The following is a 23,382-nucleotide window of genomic DNA, read 5'->3' as shown; positions in this document are numbered from 1 at the left end:
CAGAGAATGGCTGGGAAACGAGAAACGCCAGAAGACATCGTATCGAAACTTCGGCAAATCGAAGTGTTGCAAGGGCAAGGCATGACGGTCGCGGACGCGTCGCGCCATATCGGCATCACAGAGCAAACGTTCTATCGGTGGCGCAAACAATATGGCGGAATGAGCCGCGGGCAGCTGAAGCGGCTGAAGGAACTTGAGAAAGAGAACCAGCGCCTGAGGCGCGCGGTCTCGGATCTGACGCTGGACAAGCTGATCCTCACCGAGGCCGCAAAGGGAAACTTCTGAGCCCTTCACGTCGCCGCAGATGCATCGACCACGTGCGGCAGGCGCTCGGCATATCGGAACGCCGCGCCTGCCGCACCTTGGGACAGCACAGATCCACGCAGCGCAAGGTGCCGCGTGGCCGGCCAGACGAAGAGCGCCTGACCGAGGACATCATCGAATTGGCCAGGCAATACGGTCGCTACGGCTATCGCCCCGTGACCGCGCTGCTCAACCAGTCGGGCTGGCACGTGAACCACAAGCGGGTTGAGCGCATCTGGAAACGTGAAGGGCTGAAGGTTCCACCGAAGCAAAAGAAGAAAAGCCGGCTCTGGCTGAACGATGGATCATGTATCCGGCTTCGACCGGAGCGTCCAAACCATGTCTGGTCCTATGACTTCATGCAGGACCGGACAGCGGACGGCCGCACCTATCGCATTCTCAACATCATAGACGAGTTCACCAGGGAGGCGCTGATGATCCGCATAGACCGAAAGCTCAACTCGACCGATGTGCTTGATGCGCTGACGGACCTGTTCATCCTCCGCGGCCCGCCGGACTACATACGATCCGACAACGTCCTATGCGCGGAATAATTGGCTGATTTGGCATCAGGTCATTGTCGTATCGAGGTGCCTCGACACGTACATAAACTGGCTCAGTTCGGCGATTTGGTCAACGACAGTCTCTCCCATAACAAACACAGAGTACGCTGTTGCGGCTCTCACCGTCCTTAAGACGAGATCATTGGGTCGCTAACACAGAAGGCCTGAACATTATCTACGAGGTCAGATGTCTGCCTCCACGGCCCTTACAGAGAAAGGTCCTTCTGCGATCGATCACCCCTCAAAGAAGGGGCGATAGGGCTCGCCATGTTTAATGATCCCGTGAACTGTTCGGGCCATCTTGGCGGCGATTGCGGTATACGCCTTTCGGCGCAAATGTGTGTTGTGGCGGTCCTTAGCGATGTAGCGCTCGAACTTATCCCGGAAGCTGTTGGTCCGCTGCAGAATGGCAACCTGACCAGCCATCCACAGGGTGCGGCGCAAGCGGGCATTCCCGTATTTTGACAGCTTGGTTTGGCCCCGGAATGTACCGGACTGGATAGTTGCAAGGTCCATGCCACAAAACTTCAAGAACTGCCGGTGGTGTCCAAAGCGGCGCAAGTCGCCAGCTTCTGCGAGGATGGTCAGAGCGTTGATCGGGCCAATCCCAGGTATTGATGTCAGCAACTGATAGTCAGGTAGATCTTTGAGAAGCGCGATGGCGCGATCTTCAATTTGATTGCGTTGCGCAATGAGACTGCGGCCTTCTCCAAGTACCAAGCGGAACATTCTGATCGCATCAGAATCTGGGGCAACCGGCAGTCCCACTGAAGACTTGGCTGTCTCGTAAATATCTGCAAGCAAACGCTCTTTCGCGACCTTGCGCCCAATGACGTCCCAAGCATCAGCGGTGAAAGCGTCTTTGCCCATTGCCGTGATAAAATGTGGTGATGGATAACGCTCAAGGAATGCAAAGAACCAATCACTGCGCGAGCTGCGGTGAAATCGATCCACTTCAGGGAAGTACAGCGGCAGATAATGGGTCAAGACCCGGTGCCAAAGTTCAGTCTTCGACTTGGAGACGATATCGTGGGTTTTGGACAGCTCTTGAATGTCATTCGTGCCGCATACCAGAGGGTCGTGGTAATATTGCTCGCACCCAATCTCCATCATATGCAGGATAACTTGCGCATCCTTTGGGTCATTCTTATCCCAGCTGTTGTTGAGGGCTTCGCGCGTACGCGCCAAAGCTACTGAGGAAACCAGCTTTACCTCAAAGCCAGCAGTTGCCAGATGGTACGCCAAGGCACGGTGATAATTGCCAGTCGCCTCAAAGGCTACACGAACTGGCCGTCCGTATTCCTTCAGTACTGTGACGAGGCGGTTGAAGTCGGCGAGTTCGTTCAAAACGGTTAAGCGACGTCGCCGTTTCTTATCTGGCATAGCGATCAAAACTTCATGCCGGGCCTTGGCGATGTCGATAGCCACCAAAACAGGGGCATCTTGTGCAACAATAATCTTGGTCATAGTCGGTCTCCTTTGCGGTGTGGTTTGTGCAAAACCACTGTAGGGACCCGAGACCCGGCTATGACCACCTGCTGCGCTATTTGGGGGCTGCGCAGGCGGTCATAGCCTCATAATCAGCATCATTCCGAAGGTGTTACGGTCCCGAGTTCGTGGCTCAGAAGGTCCGGGACTGGATCGCCGCAGTAGGTGCCAAGGCTGCGTTCATCGAGCCAGGATCGCCTTGGGAGAATGGATACTGCGAGAGCTTCAATGCACGCTTCCGGGACGAGTTGCTCAATGGCGAGCTCTTCTACTCAATAAAGGAGGCAAGGATCATCATCGAAGACTGGAGAAGACACTACAACACCGTTCGGCCTCACAGCGCCCTTGGATACCGGCCTCCCGCACCGGAAAGCATCGTTCAGATGGACCAGAGGCCGGTCATGCACTAACAATCAACTTGGACCACTTAGTGGGGGCAGCTCACGAACACAAGCAGCATGAGGGCGATCCGCACATGAAACAGGAACGCCGTCAGCGTGCCAGCCGCCTGGCGAGTGATCAGACGATCGCCGATGTCCCGAATGCAGATGTCGTGATCGTCAACCCGACGCATTATGCCGTTGCCCTGACCTGGAGCCGCGCGCCCAATTCCGCCCCGGTCTGCGTCGCCAAGGGTGTCGATTATATGGCCTTGGCGATCCGCGAGATGGCTGAAGATCACGGTGTTCCGGTGCGCAGCGATCCACCCACCGCGCGGGCCATCCATGCCACGACAGAGATCGGAATGGAGATCGACCCGGGACAGTATCAGGCCGTGGCTGCAGCAATCCGGTTCTCCGAAGCGATGCGCCGCAAAGCGAGAGCGCGCGGATGACGGACCCGTCCTTGAAGGATCTTGCCGCGTTGACTGACGCCGCCTACCGCGCGGAGCAGGCCAGATTGATGGAAATCCTTGCCGAAGAAGCGCGCTTGCGCAGTGCACTTTCCGAGCTCGACCATCAGGTGCGCGCGAATACCGGATTGCCGGCGCAAGGTGCGCGAGAGATCGGCGCCGATATGCGCTGGCAGGGCTGGGTTCGGCGAATGCGCGGCGATCTTCAGGCGCGCCTGGCCATGGTTCTTGCACGCAAGGGGGCGATGAGCGAGGCGCTGCGCCGCGCGCATGGACGCAAGATCGCGGCGGAAAACCTCTTGGAGCAGCAATGGGCCGCGGCGGCAAAAGTCCGTCAGAAACATCGAAATGAGCAAGATCAGAGCCTAATCCTGTATCAAGAGGCGCTCTCCCGCAGGGGCTGCCCGGATCAGATATCCTGACGCCCGATATCGGTGATCAGTATGCCTTTTGCGTCAGCTCCCAGGATGGATTGGGCGACCTCGGTCAGGGACATGCGCAATACATCCATGTTGCCGGAATTGGTGAACGCGCCGGCGAACCCACCCATATTCGCGTGATCGAACAGCACCTGCAAAAACGCGTCCCGCAGCTTGGGCTCACTTTCATAGACAAGCCCGGACTGTCCTGCGGTGACTTCAATGCTGAGCGCCAGAACCACCAGTGCATCGATCCTTTCGGCTTTGACAACCGGAACCACGAACTGATTGTTCAGCTTCACGTATTCTGCCGCCGCCTGTTCCGCAGCGCCGTCCTCTTTTTCGGAGGCGCCTGCAAAACCCGTTTGCGCTTCGGTGTCGCCACAAGGATTGATTTCCACTGTTTCGGACGGATCCGGTCGCATGGCGTATCCGCCGCCCACGCCACCGGCAACGCCGATGACCGTCAGGGCAACAGGCAGGATCAACTTGATCATCGGGATCTCCTAGAAGGGTAAAATCATGTCCAGCACCTGTTGTCCGTAACGTGGCTGCTGCATGTCGCTGATCTGTCCTCGCCCGCCATAGGAAATCCGGGCGGCGGCGATCTTGTCATATGTGATTTCATTCTGACGCGAGATATCCTCAGGCCGGACATATCCTGTCACAAGAAGCTCGCGCAGCTCGAAATTGACGCGCACTTCCTGTGACCCTTTGATTGCGAGCACTCCGTTGGGAAGAACTTCCATGACCGTGGCCGCCAACCGCAAGGTCAGCTCTTCGCGGCGGCTGACCGATCCGTCGCCATCAGACCGGCTGTTGGAATTGAGCGAGACCGCATCCGCCATGCTGGCGCCCTCGGGAAGCTTTTCGTTCAGTCTTTGCGGAAGACCGAAAAGCTGTGGAATCCCCAGACTGTCCGAACCGCTGCGAGAGCGCGAGGTCGAGTTGGATATTTCCGCCTCTTCGTCGATCTCGATCCGCACGGTCAGGATGTCGCCCTTCTGCAGGGCGCGCCTGTCCCCAAGCAGGGAGGTTCGGCCGGCGCGCCACAAGGACGCCTGATCGACAAGACGTTGCGGCTCGGCCACCAATGGCAGACCGGGATCCATCATCGCGGTGTGCTCAACCGCGTTCTTGGTCGGCGTGAAGGTCGGTGCCCGACCAAGGTGATCGGCACGCGCACAGGCACCAAGAAGGAAAATCAGGCTAAAACAGAGACAGTTTTTCATGGTCCGCAACCCGTCATTCTACTGCATCACACGGATGCGGCCATCCGGCAAAACCTCGCCCGAGACAGTGGCGCGTGATGACATGTTCATCACGCGAATCATCTCACCCACACCGGCCCTGTCCAGCGCGCGGCCTTCCGTCGCGATCCGCAGTCCGTGGCTTTCGAAAATCAGCGACACCATCTGATTGCGGTCGACAACAGCCGGTTCGCCGATATCCGTCAAACGGATGGGGCGCCCCGCATAAAGCGCGACGCGGGCTTCCTGGCCGATCACCTGATCAAGGCGGTTGGCGATCCCTGCAATCTCCCCTGCCTGGAAACCGACATCACCCAATGTGATGATTTCCTGTGGGCGGATCGTGCGTGCCGCCACGATCATATCGGCGCTCACCGGCCCGGCGGCGAGCAGCAGGATCAGGCTCACCCGAAAGATCATCTGACCTGTGCCGTGGCGCCAAGCATCTGATCTGCTGCCGAAATCACCTTGGCGTTCAATTCGTAGCCGCGCTGCGCCTCGATCAATTCGGTCACTTCGCGCACCGGGTCTACCGAACTGTCCTCCAGATACCCTTGCCGGAGAGTGCCAAGACCGTCCTGTCCGGGTGTCGAGACAAGGGATGGCCCCGACGCCTCGGTTTCCAGAAACAGGTTGTTGCCTGCCGCTTCAAGGCCCTTGGGGTTGCTGAAGCCCGCCAGCGTGATCTCTCCGATTTGTTGCGCTTCCGTCGTTTCCGCGAAATAGGCAAAGACCTCGCCAGCGGCGTTGATCGAAATGCTGCGGACGTCTGCAGGTATCGTGATCTCGGGCACCAGAGAAAAGCCGTCTGATGTGACGATCAGCCCGTCAGCCGAGCGTTTCAGCGCCCCGTCACGCGTATATGCGGATTGGCCCGAGGGCAGCGTGACTTCCAGATATCCATTACCGTCGATCGCAAGGTCCAGATCGCCATTGGTGGCCGAAAGCGAGCCTTGGGCCAGATGAATCGACACGGCTGCAGGCCGCACGCCAAGACCCAGTTGCACACCTGTCGGCAGGACGGTGCCATCCGAGGCATTCACGGTGCCGGGCCGGGCCATCTGTTGATAATGCAGGTCCGAAAACTCTGCCCGACGCGTGTTGTAGCCGGTCGTCGACATGTTCGCGAGGTTGTTCGAGATGGTTTCCACCCGCAATTGCTGGGCGGTCATGCCCGTGGCGGCGATCTTCAAGGCGCGCATGGTGTTCTCCTCATGCTCAACGGATCATTGTCTTCAGGGTTTCGCGTATTCGAGTGTTTTCGTTTTCAAGAAAACTCTGTCCCATCTCGTAAGCGCGCTGCACCTCGACCATGCGGGCCACCTGCGCGATCGGATCGACATTCGAACCCTCCAGAAACCCTTGCAGGATGCGACTGCCCTCGACCGGCTTGGTCCCGACATCGGTGCGGAACAGGGTGCCGCCCTCGCGGATCAGGTCATTGGGATCCAGTGGCCGGACCAGCCCGATCTGGCCAATCAACCGGCCCTCGGCACTGATGGTGCCATCTGCGGCAACCCGCAGGTCGGTTGCATTCGGAGGCAGGAAAACCGGCGCACCGCCTGCATCCAGAACCCGATGCCCATCATGCGTGGCCAATTCGCCGGCTGCGGAAAGCGAGAAACTGCCCGCGCGCGTCAGCCTGTTGCCGTCCGCAGCTTCGATCAGGAAGAAACCGTCGCCTTCGATGGCAAAGTCCAATGTGCCGCCAGTCGGCTGAAGGCCGCCCTGCAGGCTCGAAATGCTGCGCGCCGAGGGGGTGGCCATCGAAATCGAAGGGCCATTTTCGACCCGTTTCACATATTCGGCAAAAATTAGGCTTTCTTCCCGATATCCGGTTGTCGCGGCATTCGCTATATTGTTGGCGATCACCTGAATTTCACGCAGCAGGCCGGATTGCCGGGTCAGTGTGGTGTATCCGGTGTTTTCCAATTCACCCTCCTGTAATCAGCGGGATGATCCTGTCCTGAAAGAACGAGACCAGTGTTTGAGTCATGAAGCCCATGGAAAGCCAGAACACGAGAACGATGGCGCCCAGCTTGGGGACGAAGGTCAGGGTCAATTCCTGGATCGAGGTCAGCGCCTGAAAAAGTCCGACAATCAGCCCGGCCAGAAGCGCCATTGTCAGGATCGGAACCGAGATGATGAGAGAGACCCAAAGCCCTTCCCGCATCGTGTCGAAAAAGACGACCTCGTCCAGCATCGCTCAGACCGGCATGCGCAGAATTTCCTGATAGGCTTCGACCACCCTGTTGCGCACGGTGACAGCCGCCTCGACTGCCAATTCCGTCTGTGCCAGCGCCTGCACCAGGGCATGGGGGTCCGCGCCGCCAGTCATCGCCGCCTTGGCCGTCGCCCCTCCGTCTTGCAGGGTCGCGGCGAAATCCCGTGCGAGGCCCATCATGGCCTCAGCCGGGCCGCCCGCGCCGGCCTTTGGCTCGGTCGCGGGACGGGAGGCTGCATATTTTTGTACAGCATTGAGGGAATTCATATCCATTCTGGATCTCCTTCTGTGGTTTAGCGGCGCAACAGATCCATCAGGCTGGACGACATTTGCCGTGCCTGATCGAACATTTTAAGGTTCGCCTCATAACTGCGCTGCGCTTCGCGCGCGTCAGCTATCTCGATCACAAGCTGGACGTTCGAGCTGTCGAAATGCCCGGTTTCGTCGGCCATGGGGTGGCTTGGCTCGTAAACTCTTGCAAGGTCGCTGCGGTCCAGTCTGACCCGTCCGGTTTCGACATGATGCACGCCGCTCATACCGGCGGCTCTCGCCTCGAACGACACTGTCTTGCGCCGATACCCCGGTGTGTCGGCATTGGCGATATTTTCCGAAACATGGCGCAGTCGTTGCGCCTGCGCCTTGAGACCGCTGGCTGAGACAGAAAGAGACTCCGAGAATCCGCTCATGATTTTCCCCTTATCTGACGCTCACTGCCGTGCGCAGCAGGCCAAGAGCTGATTTGTAGATTGCGACGGCGCGGTCATGCTGGCGTTTGACGCTGACCGCATGAAGCATCTCGCTTTCGACAGACACGGAATTGCCGTTGGGGTCCGTCTGGGCGTCATTCCGGGGCGACACGTCGATCTGTAGTGGCCCGGAGGACGCATTTAGATGCGTGACGCGTGTGGCCTTGCTGGTGAATTGCGGCGCATCCGTGCCGATTAACGTGCTGAACGGCGCGACATCGCGGGCCGCGTAGCCCGGAGTGTCGGAATTCGCGAGGTTCTGTGCAATCACCGCCTGCCGGGTTCCGGCATGGACCGCCATTGCGTGCGACAGTCTGAAAACGTCCAGGTTCTGGAACATCGGGGCTTCTCCCTCGATTGGCTTCAATCAAGGCTTAACCGTGATTCCTTTAGAAATTGTTTTCAGACAATTGCAGGAGCGCACGATGACCGGAAAAAACCTGATCGGCCTTGAAACCGAAATCGCCCGGCTGCGGCGGGCATGCGACATTGGCCGCGTCAGCGCCATCCAGAGCCAGCTGCTTGGAATCGCGGGGCTTTCTCGGGTCGCCAAACTCGGTGACAGGGTCGAAATCGCCTGCAGGGACGCGGTGATTCTTGGGGGAGAGGTTCTCCGACTTGACGGTGATTTGGCCAATGTGATGCCCGATTTCCCCCCTGATCGTGTTCATATCGGGGACCGAGTCAGGATCGCTGATTCGGCTTTGATCCGACCGAGCGATCGCTGGATTGGTCGTATTGTCGACCCGTTCGGGCAGCCTCTGGATGGGCGCCCCCTGCCCAAGGGCGCCACAGGGTCTGCCCTGCGCGCCGATCCTCCATCGGCGGCATCCCGTCGCGGTTTTGGTCCGCGTCTGGAAACCGGTCTCGCAGCCTTCAACACGCTTTTGCCCATCGTTCGTGGCCAGAGGATCGGTCTTTTCGCGGGGTCCGGCGTCGGCAAATCCACGTTGCTTGCAACGCTTGGTCGCAACACGCAGGCCGATGTCGTCGTTTTCGCTCTGATTGGGGAACGCGGGCGCGAGCTGCGCCATTTCATTGAAACCGGCCTGGGGCCTGAGGGCATGTTGCGCTCTGTTGTGGTGGCGGCAACATCCGATCAATCGCCGTTGGCGAGGCGCCGTTGCGCCTGGACGGCGATGGCCGTGGCCGAGTATTTTCGCGATGCCGGAAAACAGGTTCTTCTGATGTTCGATTCCATCACCCGTTTCGCCGAGGCGCATCGTGAAGTGGCCATCGCCGCCGGCGAGTTGCCAACCATGCGTGGGTTTCCGGCATCGACCAGCCACATGATCATGTCGTTGTGCGAGCGGGCGGGTCCGGGGGCGCAGGGCTGCGCTGACATCACGGCGCTGTTCAGTGTTCTCGTGGCCGGGTCTGACCTCGACGAGCCGGTCGCCGATATCCTGCGCGGGGTTCTTGATGGGCATGTGGTTCTAGACCGGCAGATCGCCGAGCGTGGGCGATATCCGGCGATCGACTTGCTTCGATCCGTTTCCCGCAGTTTGCCACAGGCGGCAAGCGACGCCGAAAATCAGATGATTCTTCGGGCGCGCGCCCTTTTGGGCGCCTATGCCAGGTCAGAGACCATGCTGCGCGCTGGTCTCTATAACGAGGGCAGCGATCCGGAACTGGATCAGGCGATACGCGCATGGCCCGAACTTGACGCTTTTCTGTCCGAAACCGAGCCTGTTTCGGCACAAAACAGCTTTGACAGGCTCAATCTCATCCTTCGTCGTTCCGGTCTGGCGAGAACCGGATCTAGCGTCATGGCGCGCGCGGTCGGACATGGCAGCAACCCGGGAACACGTGCTCCAATCGCACCATCGGCAGATATCAGGGTGGGGTAATGCTCTTTTTTTGCCGCCAGCTTTTTTGGATGGACCGGCCCCTGGGGCACGCGCTTCACTCAGCCGCTTCCGCATTGCGTCGGTCAGCGAAACGGTTGAACGGCCTGCAACAACGTCAAGGCAATCGCGCTTGAACTTTGAACCGTGATGCCCCGGATCTGATCCTGCAGAAGAAACCTTTCCACCAGTTTGTCACGTTCTCCTTCGTCCGCAAGTTGCCGCAAATCGGTGATGCCGAGCCGATCCGCTGCGCGCGCCTTGAACACATCCAATTGCCTGTCGAGGTCCAGTTGCGCAAATCCGTCGGGCAGGCCAAGCGCCGTTTCGAATACTTTGCGCAGCGGGGGCGTGCCCATGATCCTCAGCCATCCGGTATCGCCTTGCCCCGTGTCATTGGCCAAGATGGCAAGCTCCCGTTGCGCGTTCAGGGCAAGTCGAAGGCCCTGATCGCTTTCGCCGACCGCATTCTCGAAAGATCGACGACGGAACAGATCCACGATGTCCTTTCCAAATCCCGGCGATTGGGTTTCCGGTCCGCCCGTGGCGCCAAACCCGAACGCATCCGCCAAATCTTTGTAGCGCCGGTCCGTCAGCCGATTGGCCAGAGCATCCGGGTCCGCGGTCCCGCCTTCCAGAACCTTTCGGATCAGAAAACGACTGTCGATATCGTCCTGTAGCCCGAATGCCCCGAGCGCGACCCGCAGCAGCCGGCGATCATTCACCAATTCCTCCGCCGTGCTGATGTCGCGGATACGCGCTTCGAAATATGCGGTATCGCTGCTGATCCGCGGGCCGGCATCGAATGCTTTGCGCTGCGCGTCCATCGTGGCATTGAGAAACACCCAGCCTCCCAGCCCGCCGCTTGGAACGATCGGTTGAAAGCTCATGGAGCACCATTCGCCAAAAGCCGCTCTTCCCTTGGCAACAACGTCCGCAGGGCCTTGAGGCATTGGTAATATTGCTCATCCAGCAGTGTTTCCGTCGCACGTGCCAGTTGAGCGCGGCTGTCCGGATCCGTCAGTGCCTGACTGAGCGCTTCGATCTGATGCAACAACTGCCGGCGCGCGATCTCGGGATTGGCATCGCCCGACAACAACAATTGCGCCGTATAGCAAACCCGCCGCACAGGTGTCCCGGCCTCTTCGGGATGGATCGCATCCCTCAAACGCAGGATATTGGCGTTTGCAGTGAGAATCGACAACCGGGTGCGCCGGTCGCCATTCTCGACGACTGCGCCATTTATCAGCAGGCGTTCTCTTGGGCTCAATTTCAAAACAAGGCCGCTCATTGCCCAGGGCTCCTGTTTTGCAGGCCTTGCATGACAGCCCTGTTGACCTCGATCAGCGGCTCGGCCGTGGCCTTGCCCGCCAGCACCTTCCGGCCGTGCACCTCTGCGAATTCGGCAAGATAGATCAACCGGGCTTTCAGATCGCCAGGCAAGGGATTGCTTTTCAAAGCCACATCCGAGGCAAGGATCATCCAAAGTCTGCGGTTGTCATAGAGGGCGGCTGCGAGTTCCGGAACGTCGCCCGGTGTCTTTGCCGCGGCGGTCAATCGCCGCGTGACGCGGGCGAAGGCATCGTATTCCGTATCTCTCGGGGTGTTCGTGGCGCGGGCATGATGGCCGTAGGCGGTTTGCGCCCTTTGTATGGCGTTCACACTATGTCCTTCCGAAAATGCGACTGTCAGGAGGCGGCGTCAGGGGCGCCCATCAAAGGCGCCCCTGCCCGGATCACCGGAAGAGCTGCAGGATCGCCTGCGGCGCCTGGTTGGCGATCGTCAGCGACTGGGTCGCCAACTGCTGCTGCACCTGAAGCGCCTGCAAGCGGGCTGACGCCTCTTCCATGTTGGTATCGACCAGCGCGCCCATGCCCGATACCATCGCATCCGAGACCTTGCCGACGAATTCCGACTGATCTGACAGCCGCTTGGCCGATGCGCCCAGTGCCGCGGCGCCATCGATGGCCGACTGGATATGCGTCTCGAGTGCGGTGAGCGACGTATCCGCAGCTGTCGCGCTCGACACGTCGATATCGCCAAGAATGTTTGCCGCGAGGATCGGATCCTCGACATCGGCGACCGCAGTGCCGCCGCCAAGCAGACCTGCCTGAAAATCGACCGATTCCACAGTGATCGACAGGTTCGAGACCCCGCCCGCGCCATCCCGGTTGATCGACGCCAGAACATCGATGTCACCGCCCGCCGTGTCCAGCAGGTTTGAGCCGTTGAACTGCGATCCACGAATGATCGCACCGATCTGTTCCTTCAGTGCATCGACATCTGCCGTCAGCTTGTCATGATCCACATTGCTGCCGGTCGCGGCAACCACGCGTTCCTTCATGTCATTGAGAAGGTTCACGATTTGCTCGGCGCCCGCTGCCGCCACGGCAACAGTCGATTCGCCCAGGGCCAGCGCATCTTTTACGGCGTTGAAGCCTGTGACATCGGATTCCATCACCTTTGAAATGGCCCAGATCGCGGAATTGTCCTTGGCCTGGCCAATTTCCTTGCCGGTCGAGATCATATTCTGGGTCTTCGCGAGGTTCTTGTTGACGGATTGCAGCGTTTGCAGCGCGACCATGGCGCTGTTGTTGGTCAAAATACTGGACATAGCGTGTTCCTTTAGCCTGTGGTGCTTTGCACCAGTTTGCGTCCCGCCCCCGTGGGAGACGGCTATGGCGTCTTTCTGACGTATGCGGCTGCCGGGTCACCCCCCGAGGCCGCGCCAACCGCTTCCGGCTGCACGATCACCATCGCCGCCAATTGCTAAGGGAGTGCTAAATCCGCCTGTCCATATGATCTGCATTTGAGACAACTTGCTCAGGCTCGTTTTTCGATCTTGCGCACCACCGCGCCATCGACCGTCTGTCTTTTCCCGCGTTGGTCATAGGTCTCCAGTGCCTGCCGCACTTGCCGCATCGCGGCCATCCGTGCGGCGACCTTTCTGATCCCGTCCAGCGCTCCGTCCAGAAGTTCCTGATTGCGCACCAGCTTTCTGTGAACCGACTCAAGCTCGGGTCCGCGTTCCAGATCGAGCGCATTGAACCGGTCGATCAGCTTTTGCTTGTCCTCGAGAAGCGGACCGATCTTTTCCAGATTGCCAGACAGAAGACTGCTCCGTTCACTCTCCAGAAGATCGTCCAGCCGATCAATCAGACCCTGCATGTCATTCGCCGCCATTTTGGGCCTCCATCATTGCGCGATAGAACGCCTGCGTCAGGCCGATTCCCCCGCTTTTCACCATTTGGTCCGCGATGGCCTGTCTGTGGAAAGAGGCGAAATGATCCTCCGTCTGTTCGCTGGACAGGCTGTTTTGCTGTTCGCCCAGTCCCGTCGATTTGAGCATTTCCGCCAGAAATGTCGCTTCCAGTTTCTGGGCGGCATCCAGCGCCCTGGCCTTTTTTTCCGAGCCGGAAGGCAGGGCCATTGACGGGGGAATCGATAAAAGATCAGTCACTGTTTCACCTCAAATTGACGATATTGATGATCATTTCACCTCAATCTGGTAAAGATCCGGTAACCAGCAGCTGTCATGGTCCGGGCATACTGTGGAAGAAATCCCGGAGATCCTGATGATTCTGCCTGATACCGTCTCCATACCGGCTGCTGCGCCACGACCCGCACAAGATCCTGTCAGGATCGGGCTTTCGTCCGATGCCGCGGCACATGCCAGTTTTCAGGTCGTTTTTTCGGAATTGTCCGGCGCTATGACCAAGGATGTTCCGGTTGAAGCAGCACCGGCTGATGACATCGCCCCGCTGCGCGCGGATGCGTCCACGCTGCCCGAGCCGGACATTCCCGAAACCCCAATTCAGCCTGATACCGAAGTGTCTCTGGCCGCCGATCCGGCGCATGACGCGCGATCGCACGGTGATCCCGTCCCACCGCGTGGTCCCGGAACAGTCCCGACTGACCCGCAAGCAGAGGTCCGGCCTCGTGATGCGCAAAGTCCTGTGCTCGCGGTTGCCCCAAAGATCCGGCCGATCGGCTTCAATCAACCTTCCCCAACGCTCCCGGACATGGAAGATAGGTCCGGCCAATCTGCGGTGTCAGTCTCGACTCCGGCTAACGGATCAGTCTCCAATTCATCTGCTCCGTTGGTTCCCACGCCCGCTGCCCCATTGGCGCCAAATACGGCTGGACCCTTGGCGTCCGACCTGCCGGCCTCGTTTGCCCCTGAACCGACTGCCCTGCCAGCTTCCGATCTCGCGCCCGACACGGACGCCAAGGACGATCCTCGCGTGCCGGATCGGGCATCTACTCAAGCCACCCTCTTGCCACCTGCCGGACCGCTTCGACCCGAGCAGCCCGCGCCCTTCACGGCGGAACCGGCTCGTGTGATTGCGCCACCCGCGCAGGGACCCGGCCCTGATGCCGCCGCCGTCTCCCTGACCTCGCCGACCTTGACCCCTCCTCCAGCGCTCAACACGACCGAGGCCCGGTTTGTCCTGCCTCCGGCTCCGCATGCTCCCCTGCCTGAACCGGCCGCTGCATCGCTGCCGCTCGGGGCGATCATCGACCCTTCCGTCGCACGCCGACCTTCAGAGCAACCCTCAGGTTCAGGGGCGCCACCCGCGACCCTTGCGCAACCCTTGCAGCCCTTTTCGCCCATTCTAGCGCCGAAGACCGATCCGGGCGCAATCGCGCCAAAAGAACGTCTCGCGCCCAACGATCCGGTCCAAACCGCGCAGGCGCCTGTCACCCCTCAGATCGCCTTGCCGATACCTCAGCCGCTTGCCAATCAAGCCGCGCATCCGTTCGTCGCACAGCCCGTTCAATCGGTGCCGCAGCCACTCGTTGACGGTTGGAGCGATCCTCAGACATTTGTCTCTGATCCGGCCCAAAATGCCGAAATTCGCCCCGCATCGGACATGCCCAACGCAGCCCGCGGTTTCCATGACATCTTCCATCGCCCCGAACTGCCCCGGCAGGTTCTCACGCAACTCGCTGCCGCCATTCAGCGCGCGCCGGGCGAGAAAAATCTGGACCTCACGCTGAACCCCGCCGAACTCGGCCGCGTGCGTATCAGCCTGGCGCACGGGGATGCCGGAATCGTCGTGACCATCATCGCGGAAAGGCCCGAAACCCTCGATCTCATGCGCCGTCATGCCGAAACGCTGGCGCAGGATTTCCTCGGGATGGGGTACGGACGTGCCGAATTCAACTTTGGTCAGACGCCGCAGCATTCCGGACAGCGTGGTGCCGCCGGGACCGACACAATCGACCGCCAAGCCACCGCGCCCGAGCCTCCGGCTCACAGCGTCGCATCTGTCCGAATCTCGAACGACCGCGTCGATATCAGACTCTAAAGCGTTCCGCCTTTACCCTGCGGCAGCAGCCAAAGGCGGAACGCGTGCACTGATTGAACAAAGCACTGCATGTCGCGAAAATCCCTGAGTCAGGTTTTTCGCGAAACGCTTTAGAAAGGCCAGACATGGAACCGATCACAGCACCGATCACCCGACCTGCATCTCAGGGGCCGGGCTCATCGATACCCTCTGCCAGCGCGAACACCACCGCCGAGGCACCTCCCAAACCCGCGCTCAGCTCTGATTTCGAGACATTCTTGAAAATGCTGACCGCTCAGATGCGCAATCAGGACCCTCTCAATCCGGTCGAATCCGCTGATTTCGCGGTCCAACTCGCCACCTTTTCGACCGTGGAACAGCAGGTTCGCACCAATGATCTGCTGGAAACACTCGGCGACCGGATGGGGGCCATGGGCATGTCGCAACTGTCCGGCTGGGTCGGGATGGAGGCGCGCGCCATCGCCCCTGTCCAGCTCGATGGCGCTCCCGTCACGCTGACTGTGCCGCCTGTGCCGCTCGCGGATGCCGCACAGATCGTCGCGCGCGACAGCACCGGCACAATCGTTCAGCGCAGCGACGTGTCAATCGAAGGTGGAACCCTGCAATGGGCAGGTGTCGGGCCGAATGGCGCGCCGCTGCCCTCCGGGCGCTATGATCTCGCGGTCGAATCCTTTTCCAACGGCGAAAGCCTTGGGGAAACCCCGGTGCAGGTGCATGGCCGTATCGTCGAGGCCCGCAATGACGCAGGCGCAATCACCCTCGTCCTCGCCGGTGGACAGGACGTTCCCGCCGAAAGCATTCTTGGCCTGCGCCATCCCGATCCCTGACCCTCCCTTGCCCCCGGCGGCCTGCTGCTCTAGCGTCCGGCGCTCCGATGCTTGATTGCGGATGCCGCTTTGCCAATGACACGAACCGGGACATTTCCACCGGAAACGCTCGCCACGGAACTGGCGCATCACGGCGTCCTGACGCCCGAGGATGACTGGACACCGCTGCCTGACCGTCGGGGGATGCGCCTGTGGCGCGTGGATCGCAGCAGCGCACCTTCCCTGACGGTCAAGCTCTACACCGTCTCGGAACCCGACCCGCTCTTTGCCGACGATCCCGCAGTCGACGCCGAGATCCTTGAGCATCTGGCCGCGCGCCAATTGGCGCCGCGCCTTGTGTTCCGGTGCTCCACACCTTTGGGTATTTGCCTCGTGCACGAGGATGTGCCCGGCGCACCTCAGCGGAGCGGTGCATTCCTCGTCGCTCGCGCGCTGCACAAATTGCACGGGACCTTACAGCCCGCCTGTCTGCGCCAGGCCCCGGATGGCAGCGACGAACTCGCCGAACAGACGGGGGCCATCCTGTCGGACTGCGCGTCGCCCGCGGCAACGGCCGCCCGCAATCTGGCGCCTCAAGGCAAAGTGCCGCCCTTGCAGCGCCCGGTCCTTCTGCATGGCGATCCGGTGCCCGACGCCATGATCGTCACCGAAACCGGCTTTCGTTGGACCGGCCTTGGGTCTGCCGCGTCTGGCGATCCATGCACGGACCTCGCCCTGTTCCTGTCTCCGGCCATGCAGGTGTTGCGCGGTGCCACACCGCTTGGCCGGGCCGAACGTGCCGCCTTTCTGGCCAGCTATCCCTGCCAGCAGACCGTTGCGCGCTACCGGACCTTGGCGCCTTGGTATCACTGGCGCATGCTGGCCTATTGCCTGTGGCGGCATGAACGCGGCGATGCCTTGGCGCGCCATGCCGTTCGCGCCGAAGAAACCGGCCTGAAACAGTCTCAACTCGTCTGACGCAGGTCACCGCGCCATCGGCGCGGTCCCCTCGGCTCGACACGAAAAAGCGAAACGCCGATTGTCAGATGAGCCAGAACGCGGCAAAGCTTGCCGCTATTCCCGCCGCAGCACCGCCTGCCGCCCACAAGGCTGGCACAAGACGGCTGGACGCGGGCGGTGGGGTGTTCGGCGCCGAGCTTCGGATCAGCGCGTTTTCCACGATTCCCGGCAGGCGGGGGCCATAGCGTACCAGAACCTCGAGCGTCTTTTGCAGATCCCGCGCCGCCGCGCGCGGTCCGATATTCTTGCGGATGTAATCCTCGACAACCGGGCGGGCGACCTGCCAGATGTTGATCTGCGGGCTCAGCGACCGCGCGACGCCCTCGACCACCACCATCGTGCGTTGCAGCAAAATCAGCTCGGTGCGGGTTTCCATTCCGAACCGCTCGGTCACTTCGAATAGGTAACTCAGCAGTTTGCCCATGGAAATCTTGCTGGCATCCATCCCGAAGATCGGCTCGCCGACCGCGCGCAGCGCCCGTGCAAAGGCATCCACATCCCGGTCTGCGGGCACATAACCGGCTTCGAAATGTACCTCCGCCACGCGTCGATAATCGCGCTTGATAAAGCCATAAAGGATCTCGGCATAGACCTTGCGGGTATATTCGTCGATATGGCCCATGATACCGAAATCATAGGCGATGATATCTCCCGAGGCCGCCACCTTCAGGTTGCCCTGATGCATATCCGCATGGAAATACCCGTCGCGCAGCGCGTGGCTCAGGAACAGCTGCAGAACCCGTTCGCCCAACTCATCTCGATTATGGCCTGCCGCATCCAGCGCCGCATTGTCGCCCAAGGGCAGACCGTCGGCCCAGGTCATCGTCATGACGCGGCGGCCCGACAGCGGCCATTTGATCGCTGGCAGATCGAAGCCCGCATCATTGGCCGTATTGGCCGCGAATTCCCCTGCTGATGCGGCTTCAAGCCGTAAATCCAGCTCACCCATCACCACGCCTTCGAAATGCGCGATCACATCGGTCGGACGCAGCCGCCGTGATCCCGGCGACAGGAACTCGATCGTGCGCGCGGCGAAATAAAAGGCGTCGATATCCCGGCGAAACGCCCGTTCGATCCCCGGCCGCAGCACCTTGACCGCGACGACCTCGCTTGATGCGCGCAACGTGGCGCGATGCACCTGCGCGATCGAGGCCGCAGCCACCGGCTCGCTGAAATCGGCAAACACCGTCTCCACAGGCTGACCCAGCTGCTCGGCCACCTGCCGTTTCGCTTCCGCCACCGAGAAGGGCGGCAGCTTGTCCTGCAAGACGCGCAACTGCGTCGCCAGCTCCTCGCCCACCAGATCGGGCCGCGTCGACAGGATCTGACCGAACTTGATATAGGCCGGCCCGAGGGCCGTGAGCGCCCGTGTCGCGGGCGGCACCGACGAATCACCGCGATAGCCCAGCCACTGAAACGGCCAGGCCAGCACCCGCATCGCCACCCGCACCAATGGCGGGGCGTCGAACGCGGCCATCACCTGGGCCATGGCGCCCGTGCGCTCCAGCGTGGCGCCGGTCACGATCAGCCGCAGGATATTGTGCGGACCCCTCATTCAGATCTTCCAGCCGGAATGCAAACAGGCAATGCCAAGGCTCAGATTGCGAAACTTCGCGTTTTCGAACCCCGCCGCCCGGACCATCTCCAGAAAGGTCTCCTGATCCGGAAACTTGCGGATCGATTCGACCAGATACTGATAGCTGTCCCTGTCCCCGGCGATCATCTGCCCCATGCGCGGAATGATGTTGAACGAATAAAGATCATAGGCCCATTGCATCAGGTCATTGGGAATCTGGCTGAACTCCAGCACCATCAGCCGCCCGCCGGGCCTGAGCACGCGAAACGCCTCGTTCAGCGCCTCTTGCGGGCGCGTCACGTTCCGGATGCCGAAGCTGATCGTGTAGACGTCGAAACTGTTGTCCTCGAAGGGCAGGGCCATCGCGTCGCCCACCATCCAGTCAAGCTGGTCCTGCATCTGCGCGGCCTCGGCCCGTTTGCGGCCCTCCACCAGCATCGGCTCCGTCAGATCGAGCACTGTCGCATGGCCCGACCCGGCCCGCTTGAGAAACCGAAAGCTGATATCGCCGGTGCCGCCCGCCACATCCAGCAGTCGCTGACCGGCCCTCGGGGCAAGCCAGTCCATCATCGCATCCTTCCAGATGCGGTGGATGCCAAAGGACATCGCATCGTTCATCACATCGTATTTCGACGCAACCGAGCCGAAAACGCCCCGCACGCGGCCCGCCTTCTCGCTTTCGGGCACATCCTGGAATCCGAAATGGGTGGTTTTCTCGCTCATTGTCGCGTCCGGGCCTTGCCGTTCATTCGTCACGACCTTCTTATAGGGCGCCCGGGGGTGGATACAATGCGCCCCTTTCGCAGAAGGTCCGCAGCATGCCCGAATTGCCAGAGGTCGAGACAGTCCGCCGCGGGCTTACCCCCGCGATGGAAGGCGCGGTCATCGCCCGCGCCGATGTGAACCGCCCCGATCTGCGCTGGCCGCTGCCCGTGGACATGGCCACGCGCCTGAGCGGAAAGACCGTTCTGTCGCTGCGCAGGCGGTCGAAATACATCCTCGCCGACCTGTCCTCGGGCGAAACGCTGCTCATTCATCTGGGCATGTCGGGCCGGATGACCGTTTCGGGCGATCCTCTGGGTGCGTTCCACCACGATCACCCCGCCCCCGCCAAACACGATCACGTCGTCTTCCACATGGCCAATGGCGCGCGCATCACCTTCAACGATCCCCGGCGCTTCGGGGCGATGGACCTGATCTCCACGCCCAAGGCCGACACCCATCCGCTGCTGGCCAAGCTGGGGCCGGAACCCTTGGGCAACCAGTTTGATGAAAGCTATCTGGCCGATGCCCTCTCTGGCCGCAACACGCCGATCAAATCCGCCCTTCTCGATCAGCGAATCGTCGCGGGCCTCGGCAATATCTATGTCTGCGAGGCGCTCTATCGGGCTCGGATTTCCCCAAAACGCCGCGCGCGCAACCTGTCTCGGGCGCGCGCCGCCGCACTGGTTCCGATCATCCGCGACGTGCTGCGCGACGCGATCGAAGCAGGCGGTTCCTCGTTGCGTGATTTCCGGCAAGCCGACGGCGAACTCGGTTATTTTCAACACAGTTTCGACGTCTACGACCGTGAGGGCGACCCCTGCCGCACCCCCGGCTGCACCGGCACCATCACCCGCATCGTGCAGTCCGGCCGATCCAGCTTCTATTGCACGTTATGCCAAAGATGAGGTTGATCCGCGCGCGAACGATGGTAAGGAATCCGTCCTGACAGAAACAAGCGAAAGCAGATTTCATGGCCTATGAGACGATCATCGTCGAAATAGAAGACCACGTCGCCCTCATCAAACTCAATCGCCCCGACGCCCTGAACGCGCTCAATGCGCAGCTGATGACCGAGCTGTGCACGGCCCTCAAGGACGCGCAGGCGAATGACAAGGTGCGCTGCATCATCCTGACTGGTTCGGACAAGGCCTTTGCCGCCGGCGCCGATATCAAGATGATGAACGAGAAGACCTTCGTCGATGTGTTTTCCGAAGACCTGTTCGGTCCGGAAAGCGATGCGATCATGCGCGTGCGCAAACCCATCATTGCGGCAGTTTCGGGCTATGCGCTCGGCGGCGGCTGCGAGCTGGCGATGATGTGCGATTTCATCATCGCGTCCGACACCGCGAAATTCGGCCAGCCCGAGATCAATCTCGGCGTCATGGCGGGCCTTGGCGGAAGCCAGCGTCTGACCCGCTTCATCGGCAAGTCCAAGGCGATGGACATGAACCTGACGGGCCGTTTCATGGATGCCGAAGAGGCCGAGCGCTCCGGGCTGGTCAGCCGCGTCGTGCCCGTCAAGAAGTTGATGGAAGAGGCGCGCAGCGCCGCCGACAAGATCGCCGAGAAGTCGATGATCACAGTCATGGCGGTCAAGGAATCGGTGAACCGTTCCTATGAAACGACCCTGCGCGAAGGCCTGTTGTTTGAACGCCGTGTCTTTCACTCGCTCTTTGCAACCGAGGATCAGGCCGAAGGCATGGCCGCATTTGTCGAAAAGCGCGAGCCTCAGTTCCGCGACAAGTGATATCAATTGGGCAAGGCCGTTCGCGCGGCCTTGCTCCGGCGCCCGATCTTGGCTCCCCGATCATGGCCCAATGCCGCGACGCTGCCCGCCGGTTTCAAACTCGTCCGCTCAGTTTCGGCTTTGCAATCTTGTCGAACTTGGCTATAGGCCAGCGTCATACATGCGCGTGCGGCCCGCTCTGGCCAGAATCACCTCCGGTTGATACGTCGCCCGTTCGGGTTGCCTCCGCGCTACAGAGACAATGAAAACCTGACAGAGGTCCGATTCAAAATGGCAAATACGCCCCAGTCCAAAAAACGCGCTCGTCAAAGCGAAACTCGCCTGACCGTCAACAAAGGACGCCGTTCGCGCATCCGCACCTTCCTCCGCAAGGTCGAAGAAGCGATCGCTTCGGGCGACAAAGAAGCCGCCCAAGCCGCCCTGCGCGCGGCTCAGCCCGAACTGATGCGCGGTGTGACCAAGGGTGTGTTCCACAAGAACACCGCGTCGCGGAAAATGTCGCGTCTTTCCGCCCGCGTGAAGTCGCTCGGCTAAGGCGCCGCGCGCCACATCGCTAAATCATTGATACAAAAGGCGCCGGTCAATCCGGCGCTTTTTTGCGTTTGTGGCTTTCGCGAACGGTCCGGAGATTCTTTTGGCCCAAACCTTCTGTCAAGCGCGAAGTTCAGTTGCCCGCGCGCCTTCGGACTTGGTAGTTTCCCTGAGCGATTCAAGCTTGGGGGGACAAGTGGCGCAGCGGTTCGGGGACACATCGTGTATGTCTCCCGCGTGTTAGGTGTAAGCCTGCGTCATGTCCGGCAAGTCTTTGCGCAACATATGCTGAAAACGCGGTATGGGACTGTCCCGCGGAAGTCGGCAGGTTGCGTCTATTTGAATATACGGGTCCGGTCAGGGCCGCTCTTCCGTTGCAGTTTCTTGCAGTGGACACGGTGGTGTTTTGCCTGATTCCCCTCTCGGGTCGCGAGCCATTATGGCGCACAAGAAATGTCGCGATGTCGAGACGGGGGAAAAATGACGCAGGAACAATGGGGCCAATTAAAGCAGGACCTTCTGAAATCGATTGGTAAAAACAACTATACCAACTGGATCGAGCCTCTTGAGCTTGCGGATGTCAACGAAGGCGTCGCCACCTTCAGCGTCCCGACCAGCTTCCTTGGCAATTACGTGTCCCAGAATTTCGGGGATCTCATTCTCTACAAAATGAACACGTTCGCGCCCGATATCCGCCGGGTGCAGTTCCGTGTCGCCGCCAATTCCGCGGCGCGTCCCGCGATGGCGTCCCCTGCAGGCGCGCGCCCGGACGTGGACGGCGCTGCAGATGCGCCCGCCTCTGCCGCCCGGTCCGGCGTGACGACCGATGCCGGTCAGCCGCAATCCGCCTCTGATATCCGCCTCAACACAGCACCACTTGATGAAAGATTCACGTTCGACAGTTTCGTGGTCGGCAAACCCAACGAGCTGGCCCACGCCGCCGCGCGCCGTGTCGCCGAAGGCGGCCCGGTCACCTTCAACCCGCTTTTTCTTTATGGTGGCGTCGGCCTCGGCAAGACGCACCTGATGCATGCCATCGCCTGGGAGCTGAAACAGCGCAGCCCCGAGCTGACGGTGCTTTACCTCTCGGCCGAGCAGTTCATGTACCGTTTCGTGCAGGCGCTTCGTGACCGCAAGATGATGGATTTCAAGGAATTGTTCCGCTCGGTCGATGTGCTCATGGTCGATGACGTGCAGTTCATCGCCGGCAAGGAAAGCACGCAGGAGGAGTTCTTCCACACCTTCAACGCGCTCGTGGACCAGAACAAGCAGATCGTGATTTCCGGCGACCGTGCTCCCGGCGAGATCGCCAATCTCGAGGATCGCATCAAGTCGCGTCTGCAATGCGGTCTGGTGGTCGATCTTCACCCCACCGATTACGAATTGCGCCTCGGCATCCTGCAGTCCAAATCCGAGCATTACGCCCGCCAATATCCCGATCTCAAGCTGTCCAACGGCGTGCTTGAGTTCCTCGCCCACCGGATCAGCACCAATGTCCGCGTTCTCGAAGGGGCTCTGACCCGGCTGTTCGCCTTCGCCTCGCTGGTCGGTCACGAGATCACCCTCGAACTGACCCAGGATTGCCTTGCCGACATCCTGCGCGCCTCCGAACGCAAGGTCAGCGTCGAGGAAATCCAGCGTCAGGTGGCCGATCACTACAACATCCGCCTCAGCGAGATGATCGGCCCCAAACGCCTGCGCGCCTTCGCCCGGCCCCGTCAGGTGGCGATGTACCTGTGCAAGCAGATGACCAGCCGGTCGCTGCCGGAAATCGGCCGGCGCTTCGGTGGCCGCGACCACACCACCGTCATGCACGGCGTCAAGCGGATCGAAGAGTTGCAGATGCAGGACGCGCAGATCGCCGAAGACCTCGAAATTCTGCGCCGCACTCTCGAAGGCTAGGCATCCGCGCCCCTTTGGCAACACCGGCCC

Annotated in this window: 28 protein-coding genes and 2 pseudogenes; 12 read left to right on the top strand and 18 right to left on the bottom strand. The window is 60.6% G+C overall.

All coding sequences use genetic code 11. The features are described from left to right. Positions 1–6: 6 nt before the first annotated feature. A pseudogene (locus tag RAZWK3B_RS20390) lies at positions 7–839 on the top strand (IS3 family transposase); the annotation flags it as partial. 261 nt (positions 840–1,100) lie between these two features. Here the strand turns inward: RAZWK3B_RS20390 and RAZWK3B_RS01980 are convergent. Then, positions 1,101–2,333: an IS110 family RNA-guided transposase gene (locus RAZWK3B_RS01980; RefSeq protein ID WP_007811738.1), complete on the bottom strand. Its 1,233-nt coding sequence runs from the start codon at positions 2,331–2,333 to the stop codon at positions 1,101–1,103. Positions 2,334–2,470: 137 nt separating this feature from the next. Between RAZWK3B_RS01980 and RAZWK3B_RS01975 the strand changes: the two are divergent. The 3 genes and pseudogenes from RAZWK3B_RS01975 to RAZWK3B_RS01965 form a co-directional block, all read left to right on the top strand. Then, positions 2,471–2,764: pseudogene (locus tag RAZWK3B_RS01975) on the top strand (integrase core domain-containing protein); the annotation flags it as partial. A gap of 20 nt (positions 2,765–2,784) precedes the next feature. Beyond that, the gene (locus tag RAZWK3B_RS01970; RefSeq protein ID WP_353611277.1) at positions 2,785–3,189 is read left to right on the top strand and encodes an EscU/YscU/HrcU family type III secretion system export apparatus switch protein; all 405 of its coding nucleotides are present in this window, start codon (positions 2,785–2,787) and stop codon (positions 3,187–3,189) included. Continuing rightward, positions 3,186–3,629 carry a hypothetical protein gene (locus RAZWK3B_RS01965; RefSeq protein ID WP_007811733.1) on the top strand — a complete coding sequence of 148 codons (444 nt, stop codon included), beginning with the start codon at positions 3,186–3,188 and terminating at the stop codon, positions 3,627–3,629. The genes RAZWK3B_RS01970 and RAZWK3B_RS01965 overlap by 4 nt, the downstream gene beginning before the upstream one ends. Here RAZWK3B_RS01965 and RAZWK3B_RS01960 read toward each other — a convergent pair. From RAZWK3B_RS01960 to RAZWK3B_RS01920, 9 genes are read right to left on the bottom strand one after another with little or no spacing between them, the layout of a single operon-like run. After that, positions 3,617–4,123: a flagellar basal body-associated FliL family protein gene (locus tag RAZWK3B_RS01960; RefSeq protein ID WP_007811731.1), complete on the bottom strand. Its 507-nt coding sequence runs from the start codon at positions 4,121–4,123 to the stop codon at positions 3,617–3,619. The genes RAZWK3B_RS01965 and RAZWK3B_RS01960 overlap by 13 nt on opposite strands. Positions 4,124–4,132: 9 nt before the next feature. Continuing rightward, positions 4,133–4,858 carry a flagellar basal body L-ring protein FlgH gene (gene flgH, locus RAZWK3B_RS01955; RefSeq protein WP_007811729.1) on the bottom strand — a complete coding sequence of 242 codons (726 nt, stop codon included), beginning with the start codon at positions 4,856–4,858 and terminating at the stop codon, positions 4,133–4,135. Between the two features lie 18 nt (positions 4,859–4,876). Further along, complete coding sequence (gene flgA, locus RAZWK3B_RS01950; protein ID WP_007811727.1) at positions 4,877–5,296, bottom strand: flagellar basal body P-ring formation chaperone FlgA; 420 nt, start codon at positions 5,294–5,296, stop codon at positions 4,877–4,879. Then, on the bottom strand, positions 5,293–6,078 hold the full coding sequence (gene flgG, locus RAZWK3B_RS01945) for a flagellar basal-body rod protein FlgG (RefSeq protein WP_007811725.1): 786 nt from the start codon (positions 6,076–6,078) through the stop codon (positions 5,293–5,295). The genes flgA and flgG overlap by 4 nt, the downstream gene beginning before the upstream one ends. Before the next feature lie 16 nt (positions 6,079–6,094). Then, positions 6,095–6,808: a flagellar hook-basal body complex protein gene (locus tag RAZWK3B_RS01940; RefSeq protein ID WP_007811724.1), complete on the bottom strand. Its 714-nt coding sequence runs from the start codon at positions 6,806–6,808 to the stop codon at positions 6,095–6,097. A 1-nt stretch (position 6,809) separates the two neighbouring features. After that, positions 6,810–7,079, bottom strand: coding sequence for a flagellar biosynthetic protein FliQ (locus RAZWK3B_RS01935; RefSeq protein WP_007811723.1), 270 nt, complete (start codon positions 7,077–7,079; stop codon positions 6,810–6,812). A 3-nt stretch (positions 7,080–7,082) separates the two neighbouring features. Next, positions 7,083–7,373 (bottom strand): flagellar hook-basal body complex protein FliE, encoded by a 291-nt coding sequence (fliE, locus tag RAZWK3B_RS01930; protein WP_007811721.1) that lies wholly within the window; start codon positions 7,371–7,373, stop codon positions 7,083–7,085. Between the two features lie 20 nt (positions 7,374–7,393). Next, entirely contained in the window at positions 7,394–7,786 is a 393-nt protein-coding gene (gene flgC / locus RAZWK3B_RS01925; RefSeq protein WP_007811719.1) for a flagellar basal body rod protein FlgC, read from the bottom strand. A 10-nt stretch (positions 7,787–7,796) separates the two neighbouring features. Beyond that, positions 7,797–8,186 carry a FlgB family protein gene (locus RAZWK3B_RS01920; RefSeq protein ID WP_007811716.1) on the bottom strand — a complete coding sequence of 130 codons (390 nt, stop codon included), beginning with the start codon at positions 8,184–8,186 and terminating at the stop codon, positions 7,797–7,799. Between the two features lie 85 nt (positions 8,187–8,271). On the opposite strand from RAZWK3B_RS01920, the gene RAZWK3B_RS01915 reads away from it, so the two are divergent. Next, positions 8,272–9,696: a FliI/YscN family ATPase gene (locus RAZWK3B_RS01915; RefSeq protein WP_007811714.1), complete on the top strand. Its 1,425-nt coding sequence runs from the start codon at positions 8,272–8,274 to the stop codon at positions 9,694–9,696. Positions 9,697–9,779: 83 nt separating this feature from the next. Here the strand turns inward: RAZWK3B_RS01915 and RAZWK3B_RS01910 are convergent, their stop codons facing one another. From RAZWK3B_RS01910 to RAZWK3B_RS01885, 6 genes are all read right to left on the bottom strand, one after another. After that, positions 9,780–10,583 (bottom strand): DUF1217 domain-containing protein, encoded by an 804-nt coding sequence (locus RAZWK3B_RS01910; RefSeq protein WP_007811713.1) that lies wholly within the window; start codon positions 10,581–10,583, stop codon positions 9,780–9,782. Beyond that, the gene (gene flbT / locus RAZWK3B_RS01905; protein WP_007811711.1) at positions 10,580–10,984 is read right to left on the bottom strand and encodes a flagellar biosynthesis repressor FlbT; all 405 of its coding nucleotides are present in this window, start codon (positions 10,982–10,984) and stop codon (positions 10,580–10,582) included. Before flbT ends, RAZWK3B_RS01910 begins: the two co-directional genes overlap by 4 nt. After that, positions 10,981–11,355, bottom strand: coding sequence for a flagellar biosynthesis regulator FlaF (flaF, locus tag RAZWK3B_RS01900; RefSeq protein ID WP_007811710.1), 375 nt, complete (start codon positions 11,353–11,355; stop codon positions 10,981–10,983). The genes flbT and flaF overlap by 4 nt, the downstream gene beginning before the upstream one ends. A 73-nt stretch (positions 11,356–11,428) precedes the next feature. Continuing rightward, positions 11,429–12,307, bottom strand: a complete 879-nt coding sequence (locus tag RAZWK3B_RS01895; protein WP_007811709.1) for a flagellin N-terminal helical domain-containing protein — start codon at positions 12,305–12,307, stop codon at positions 11,429–11,431. 209 nt (positions 12,308–12,516) lie between these two features. Beyond that, positions 12,517–12,876 (bottom strand): flagellar export chaperone FlgN, encoded by a 360-nt coding sequence (flgN, locus tag RAZWK3B_RS01890; RefSeq protein ID WP_007811708.1) that lies wholly within the window; start codon positions 12,874–12,876, stop codon positions 12,517–12,519. Beyond that, positions 12,863–13,153 carry a rod-binding protein gene (locus tag RAZWK3B_RS01885; RefSeq protein WP_232279466.1) on the bottom strand — a complete coding sequence of 97 codons (291 nt, stop codon included), beginning with the start codon at positions 13,151–13,153 and terminating at the stop codon, positions 12,863–12,865. Before RAZWK3B_RS01885 ends, flgN begins: the two co-directional genes overlap by 14 nt. A gap of 91 nt (positions 13,154–13,244) precedes the next feature. Between RAZWK3B_RS01885 and RAZWK3B_RS20385 the strand changes: the two genes are divergently transcribed. From RAZWK3B_RS20385 to RAZWK3B_RS20070, 3 genes are all read left to right on the top strand, one after another. Beyond that, positions 13,245–15,005, top strand: coding sequence for a flagellar hook-length control protein FliK (locus tag RAZWK3B_RS20385; RefSeq protein ID WP_083798943.1), 1,761 nt, complete (start codon positions 13,245–13,247; stop codon positions 15,003–15,005). Between the two features lie 125 nt (positions 15,006–15,130). Continuing rightward, the gene (locus tag RAZWK3B_RS01875) at positions 15,131–15,832 is read left to right on the top strand and encodes a flagellar hook capping FlgD N-terminal domain-containing protein (RefSeq protein ID WP_007811704.1); all 702 of its coding nucleotides are present in this window, start codon (positions 15,131–15,133) and stop codon (positions 15,830–15,832) included. Between the two features lie 75 nt (positions 15,833–15,907). After that, the gene (locus RAZWK3B_RS20070) at positions 15,908–16,789 is read left to right on the top strand and encodes a phosphotransferase family protein (RefSeq protein WP_007811703.1); all 882 of its coding nucleotides are present in this window, start codon (positions 15,908–15,910) and stop codon (positions 16,787–16,789) included. Between the two features lie 64 nt (positions 16,790–16,853). On the opposite strand, the gene ubiB is transcribed toward RAZWK3B_RS20070, so the two are convergent. Beyond that, entirely contained in the window at positions 16,854–18,386 is a 1,533-nt protein-coding gene (gene ubiB, locus RAZWK3B_RS01865; protein ID WP_007811702.1) for a 2-polyprenylphenol 6-hydroxylase, read from the bottom strand. Then, entirely contained in the window at positions 18,387–19,130 is a 744-nt protein-coding gene (gene ubiE / locus RAZWK3B_RS01860) for a bifunctional demethylmenaquinone methyltransferase/2-methoxy-6-polyprenyl-1,4-benzoquinol methylase UbiE (protein ID WP_007811699.1), read from the bottom strand. A 95-nt stretch (positions 19,131–19,225) separates the two neighbouring features. Here ubiE and mutM point away from each other — a divergent pair, with 95 nt between their 5' ends. The 4 genes from mutM to dnaA all read left to right on the top strand — a co-directional run bounded on the left by mutM (position 19,226) and on the right by dnaA (position 23,352). Continuing rightward, positions 19,226–20,077, top strand: coding sequence for a bifunctional DNA-formamidopyrimidine glycosylase/DNA-(apurinic or apyrimidinic site) lyase (gene mutM, locus RAZWK3B_RS01855; protein WP_007811697.1), 852 nt, complete (start codon positions 19,226–19,228; stop codon positions 20,075–20,077). A 65-nt stretch (positions 20,078–20,142) separates the two neighbouring features. Beyond that, entirely contained in the window at positions 20,143–20,919 is a 777-nt protein-coding gene (locus RAZWK3B_RS01850) for an enoyl-CoA hydratase (protein ID WP_007811695.1), read from the top strand. Positions 20,920–21,189: 270 nt separating this feature from the next. After that, the gene (gene rpsT, locus RAZWK3B_RS01845; RefSeq protein ID WP_007811694.1) at positions 21,190–21,453 is read left to right on the top strand and encodes a 30S ribosomal protein S20; all 264 of its coding nucleotides are present in this window, start codon (positions 21,190–21,192) and stop codon (positions 21,451–21,453) included. Between the two features lie 477 nt (positions 21,454–21,930). Next, on the top strand, positions 21,931–23,352 hold the full coding sequence (dnaA, locus tag RAZWK3B_RS01840) for a chromosomal replication initiator protein DnaA (protein ID WP_007811692.1): 1,422 nt from the start codon (positions 21,931–21,933) through the stop codon (positions 23,350–23,352). Positions 23,353–23,382: the final 30 nt, after the last annotated feature.

The organism is Roseobacter sp. AzwK-3b (assembly GCF_000170875.1).
Classification (GTDB): domain Bacteria; phylum Pseudomonadota; class Alphaproteobacteria; order Rhodobacterales; family Rhodobacteraceae; genus Roseovarius; species Roseovarius litoreus.
The sequence above is the reverse complement of the archived record's forward strand: the minus strand, read 5'-3'. Positions and strand labels throughout refer to the sequence as shown.

Coding starts and splice junctions, on each gene's coding strand:
- flgH (WP_007811729.1), bottom strand. CDS start 4,858: ATGAAAAACTGTCTCTGTTTTAGCCTGATTTTCCTTCTTGGTGCCTGT.
- RAZWK3B_RS20070 (WP_007811703.1), top strand. CDS start 15,908: ATGACACGAACCGGGACATTTCCACCGGAAACGCTCGCCACGGAACTG.
- ubiE (WP_007811699.1), bottom strand. CDS start 19,130: ATGAGCGAGAAAACCACCCATTTCGGATTCCAGGATGTGCCCGAAAGC.
- RAZWK3B_RS01965 (WP_007811733.1), top strand. CDS start 3,186: ATGACGGACCCGTCCTTGAAGGATCTTGCCGCGTTGACTGACGCCGCC.
- fliE (WP_007811721.1), bottom strand. CDS start 7,373: ATGGATATGAATTCCCTCAATGCTGTACAAAAATATGCAGCCTCCCGT.
- mutM (WP_007811697.1), top strand. CDS start 19,226: ATGCCCGAATTGCCAGAGGTCGAGACAGTCCGCCGCGGGCTTACCCCC.
- RAZWK3B_RS01895 (WP_007811709.1), bottom strand. CDS start 12,307: ATGTCCAGTATTTTGACCAACAACAGCGCCATGGTCGCGCTGCAAACG.
- RAZWK3B_RS01980 (WP_007811738.1), bottom strand. CDS start 2,333: ATGACCAAGATTATTGTTGCACAAGATGCCCCTGTTTTGGTGGCTATC.
- RAZWK3B_RS01935 (WP_007811723.1), bottom strand. CDS start 7,079: ATGCTGGACGAGGTCGTCTTTTTCGACACGATGCGGGAAGGGCTTTGG.
- rpsT (WP_007811694.1), top strand. CDS start 21,190: ATGGCAAATACGCCCCAGTCCAAAAAACGCGCTCGTCAAAGCGAAACT.
- flgG (WP_007811725.1), bottom strand. CDS start 6,078: ATGCGCGCCTTGAAGATCGCCGCCACGGGCATGACCGCCCAGCAATTG.
- flbT (WP_007811711.1), bottom strand. CDS start 10,984: ATGAGCGGCCTTGTTTTGAAATTGAGCCCAAGAGAACGCCTGCTGATA.
- flgA (WP_007811727.1), bottom strand. CDS start 5,296: ATGATCTTTCGGGTGAGCCTGATCCTGCTGCTCGCCGCCGGGCCGGTG.
- RAZWK3B_RS01960 (WP_007811731.1), bottom strand. CDS start 4,123: ATGATCAAGTTGATCCTGCCTGTTGCCCTGACGGTCATCGGCGTTGCC.
- RAZWK3B_RS01910 (WP_007811713.1), bottom strand. CDS start 10,583: ATGAGCTTTCAACCGATCGTTCCAAGCGGCGGGCTGGGAGGCTGGGTG.
- flgN (WP_007811708.1), bottom strand. CDS start 12,876: ATGGCGGCGAATGACATGCAGGGTCTGATTGATCGGCTGGACGATCTT.
- dnaA (WP_007811692.1), top strand. CDS start 21,931: ATGACGCAGGAACAATGGGGCCAATTAAAGCAGGACCTTCTGAAATCG.
- RAZWK3B_RS01850 (WP_007811695.1), top strand. CDS start 20,143: ATGGCCTATGAGACGATCATCGTCGAAATAGAAGACCACGTCGCCCTC.
- ubiB (WP_007811702.1), bottom strand. CDS start 18,386: ATGAGGGGTCCGCACAATATCCTGCGGCTGATCGTGACCGGCGCCACG.
- RAZWK3B_RS01875 (WP_007811704.1), top strand. CDS start 15,131: ATGGAACCGATCACAGCACCGATCACCCGACCTGCATCTCAGGGGCCG.
- flgC (WP_007811719.1), bottom strand. CDS start 7,786: ATGAGCGGATTCTCGGAGTCTCTTTCTGTCTCAGCCAGCGGTCTCAAG.
- RAZWK3B_RS01915 (WP_007811714.1), top strand. CDS start 8,272: ATGACCGGAAAAAACCTGATCGGCCTTGAAACCGAAATCGCCCGGCTG.
- RAZWK3B_RS01920 (WP_007811716.1), bottom strand. CDS start 8,186: ATGTTCCAGAACCTGGACGTTTTCAGACTGTCGCACGCAATGGCGGTC.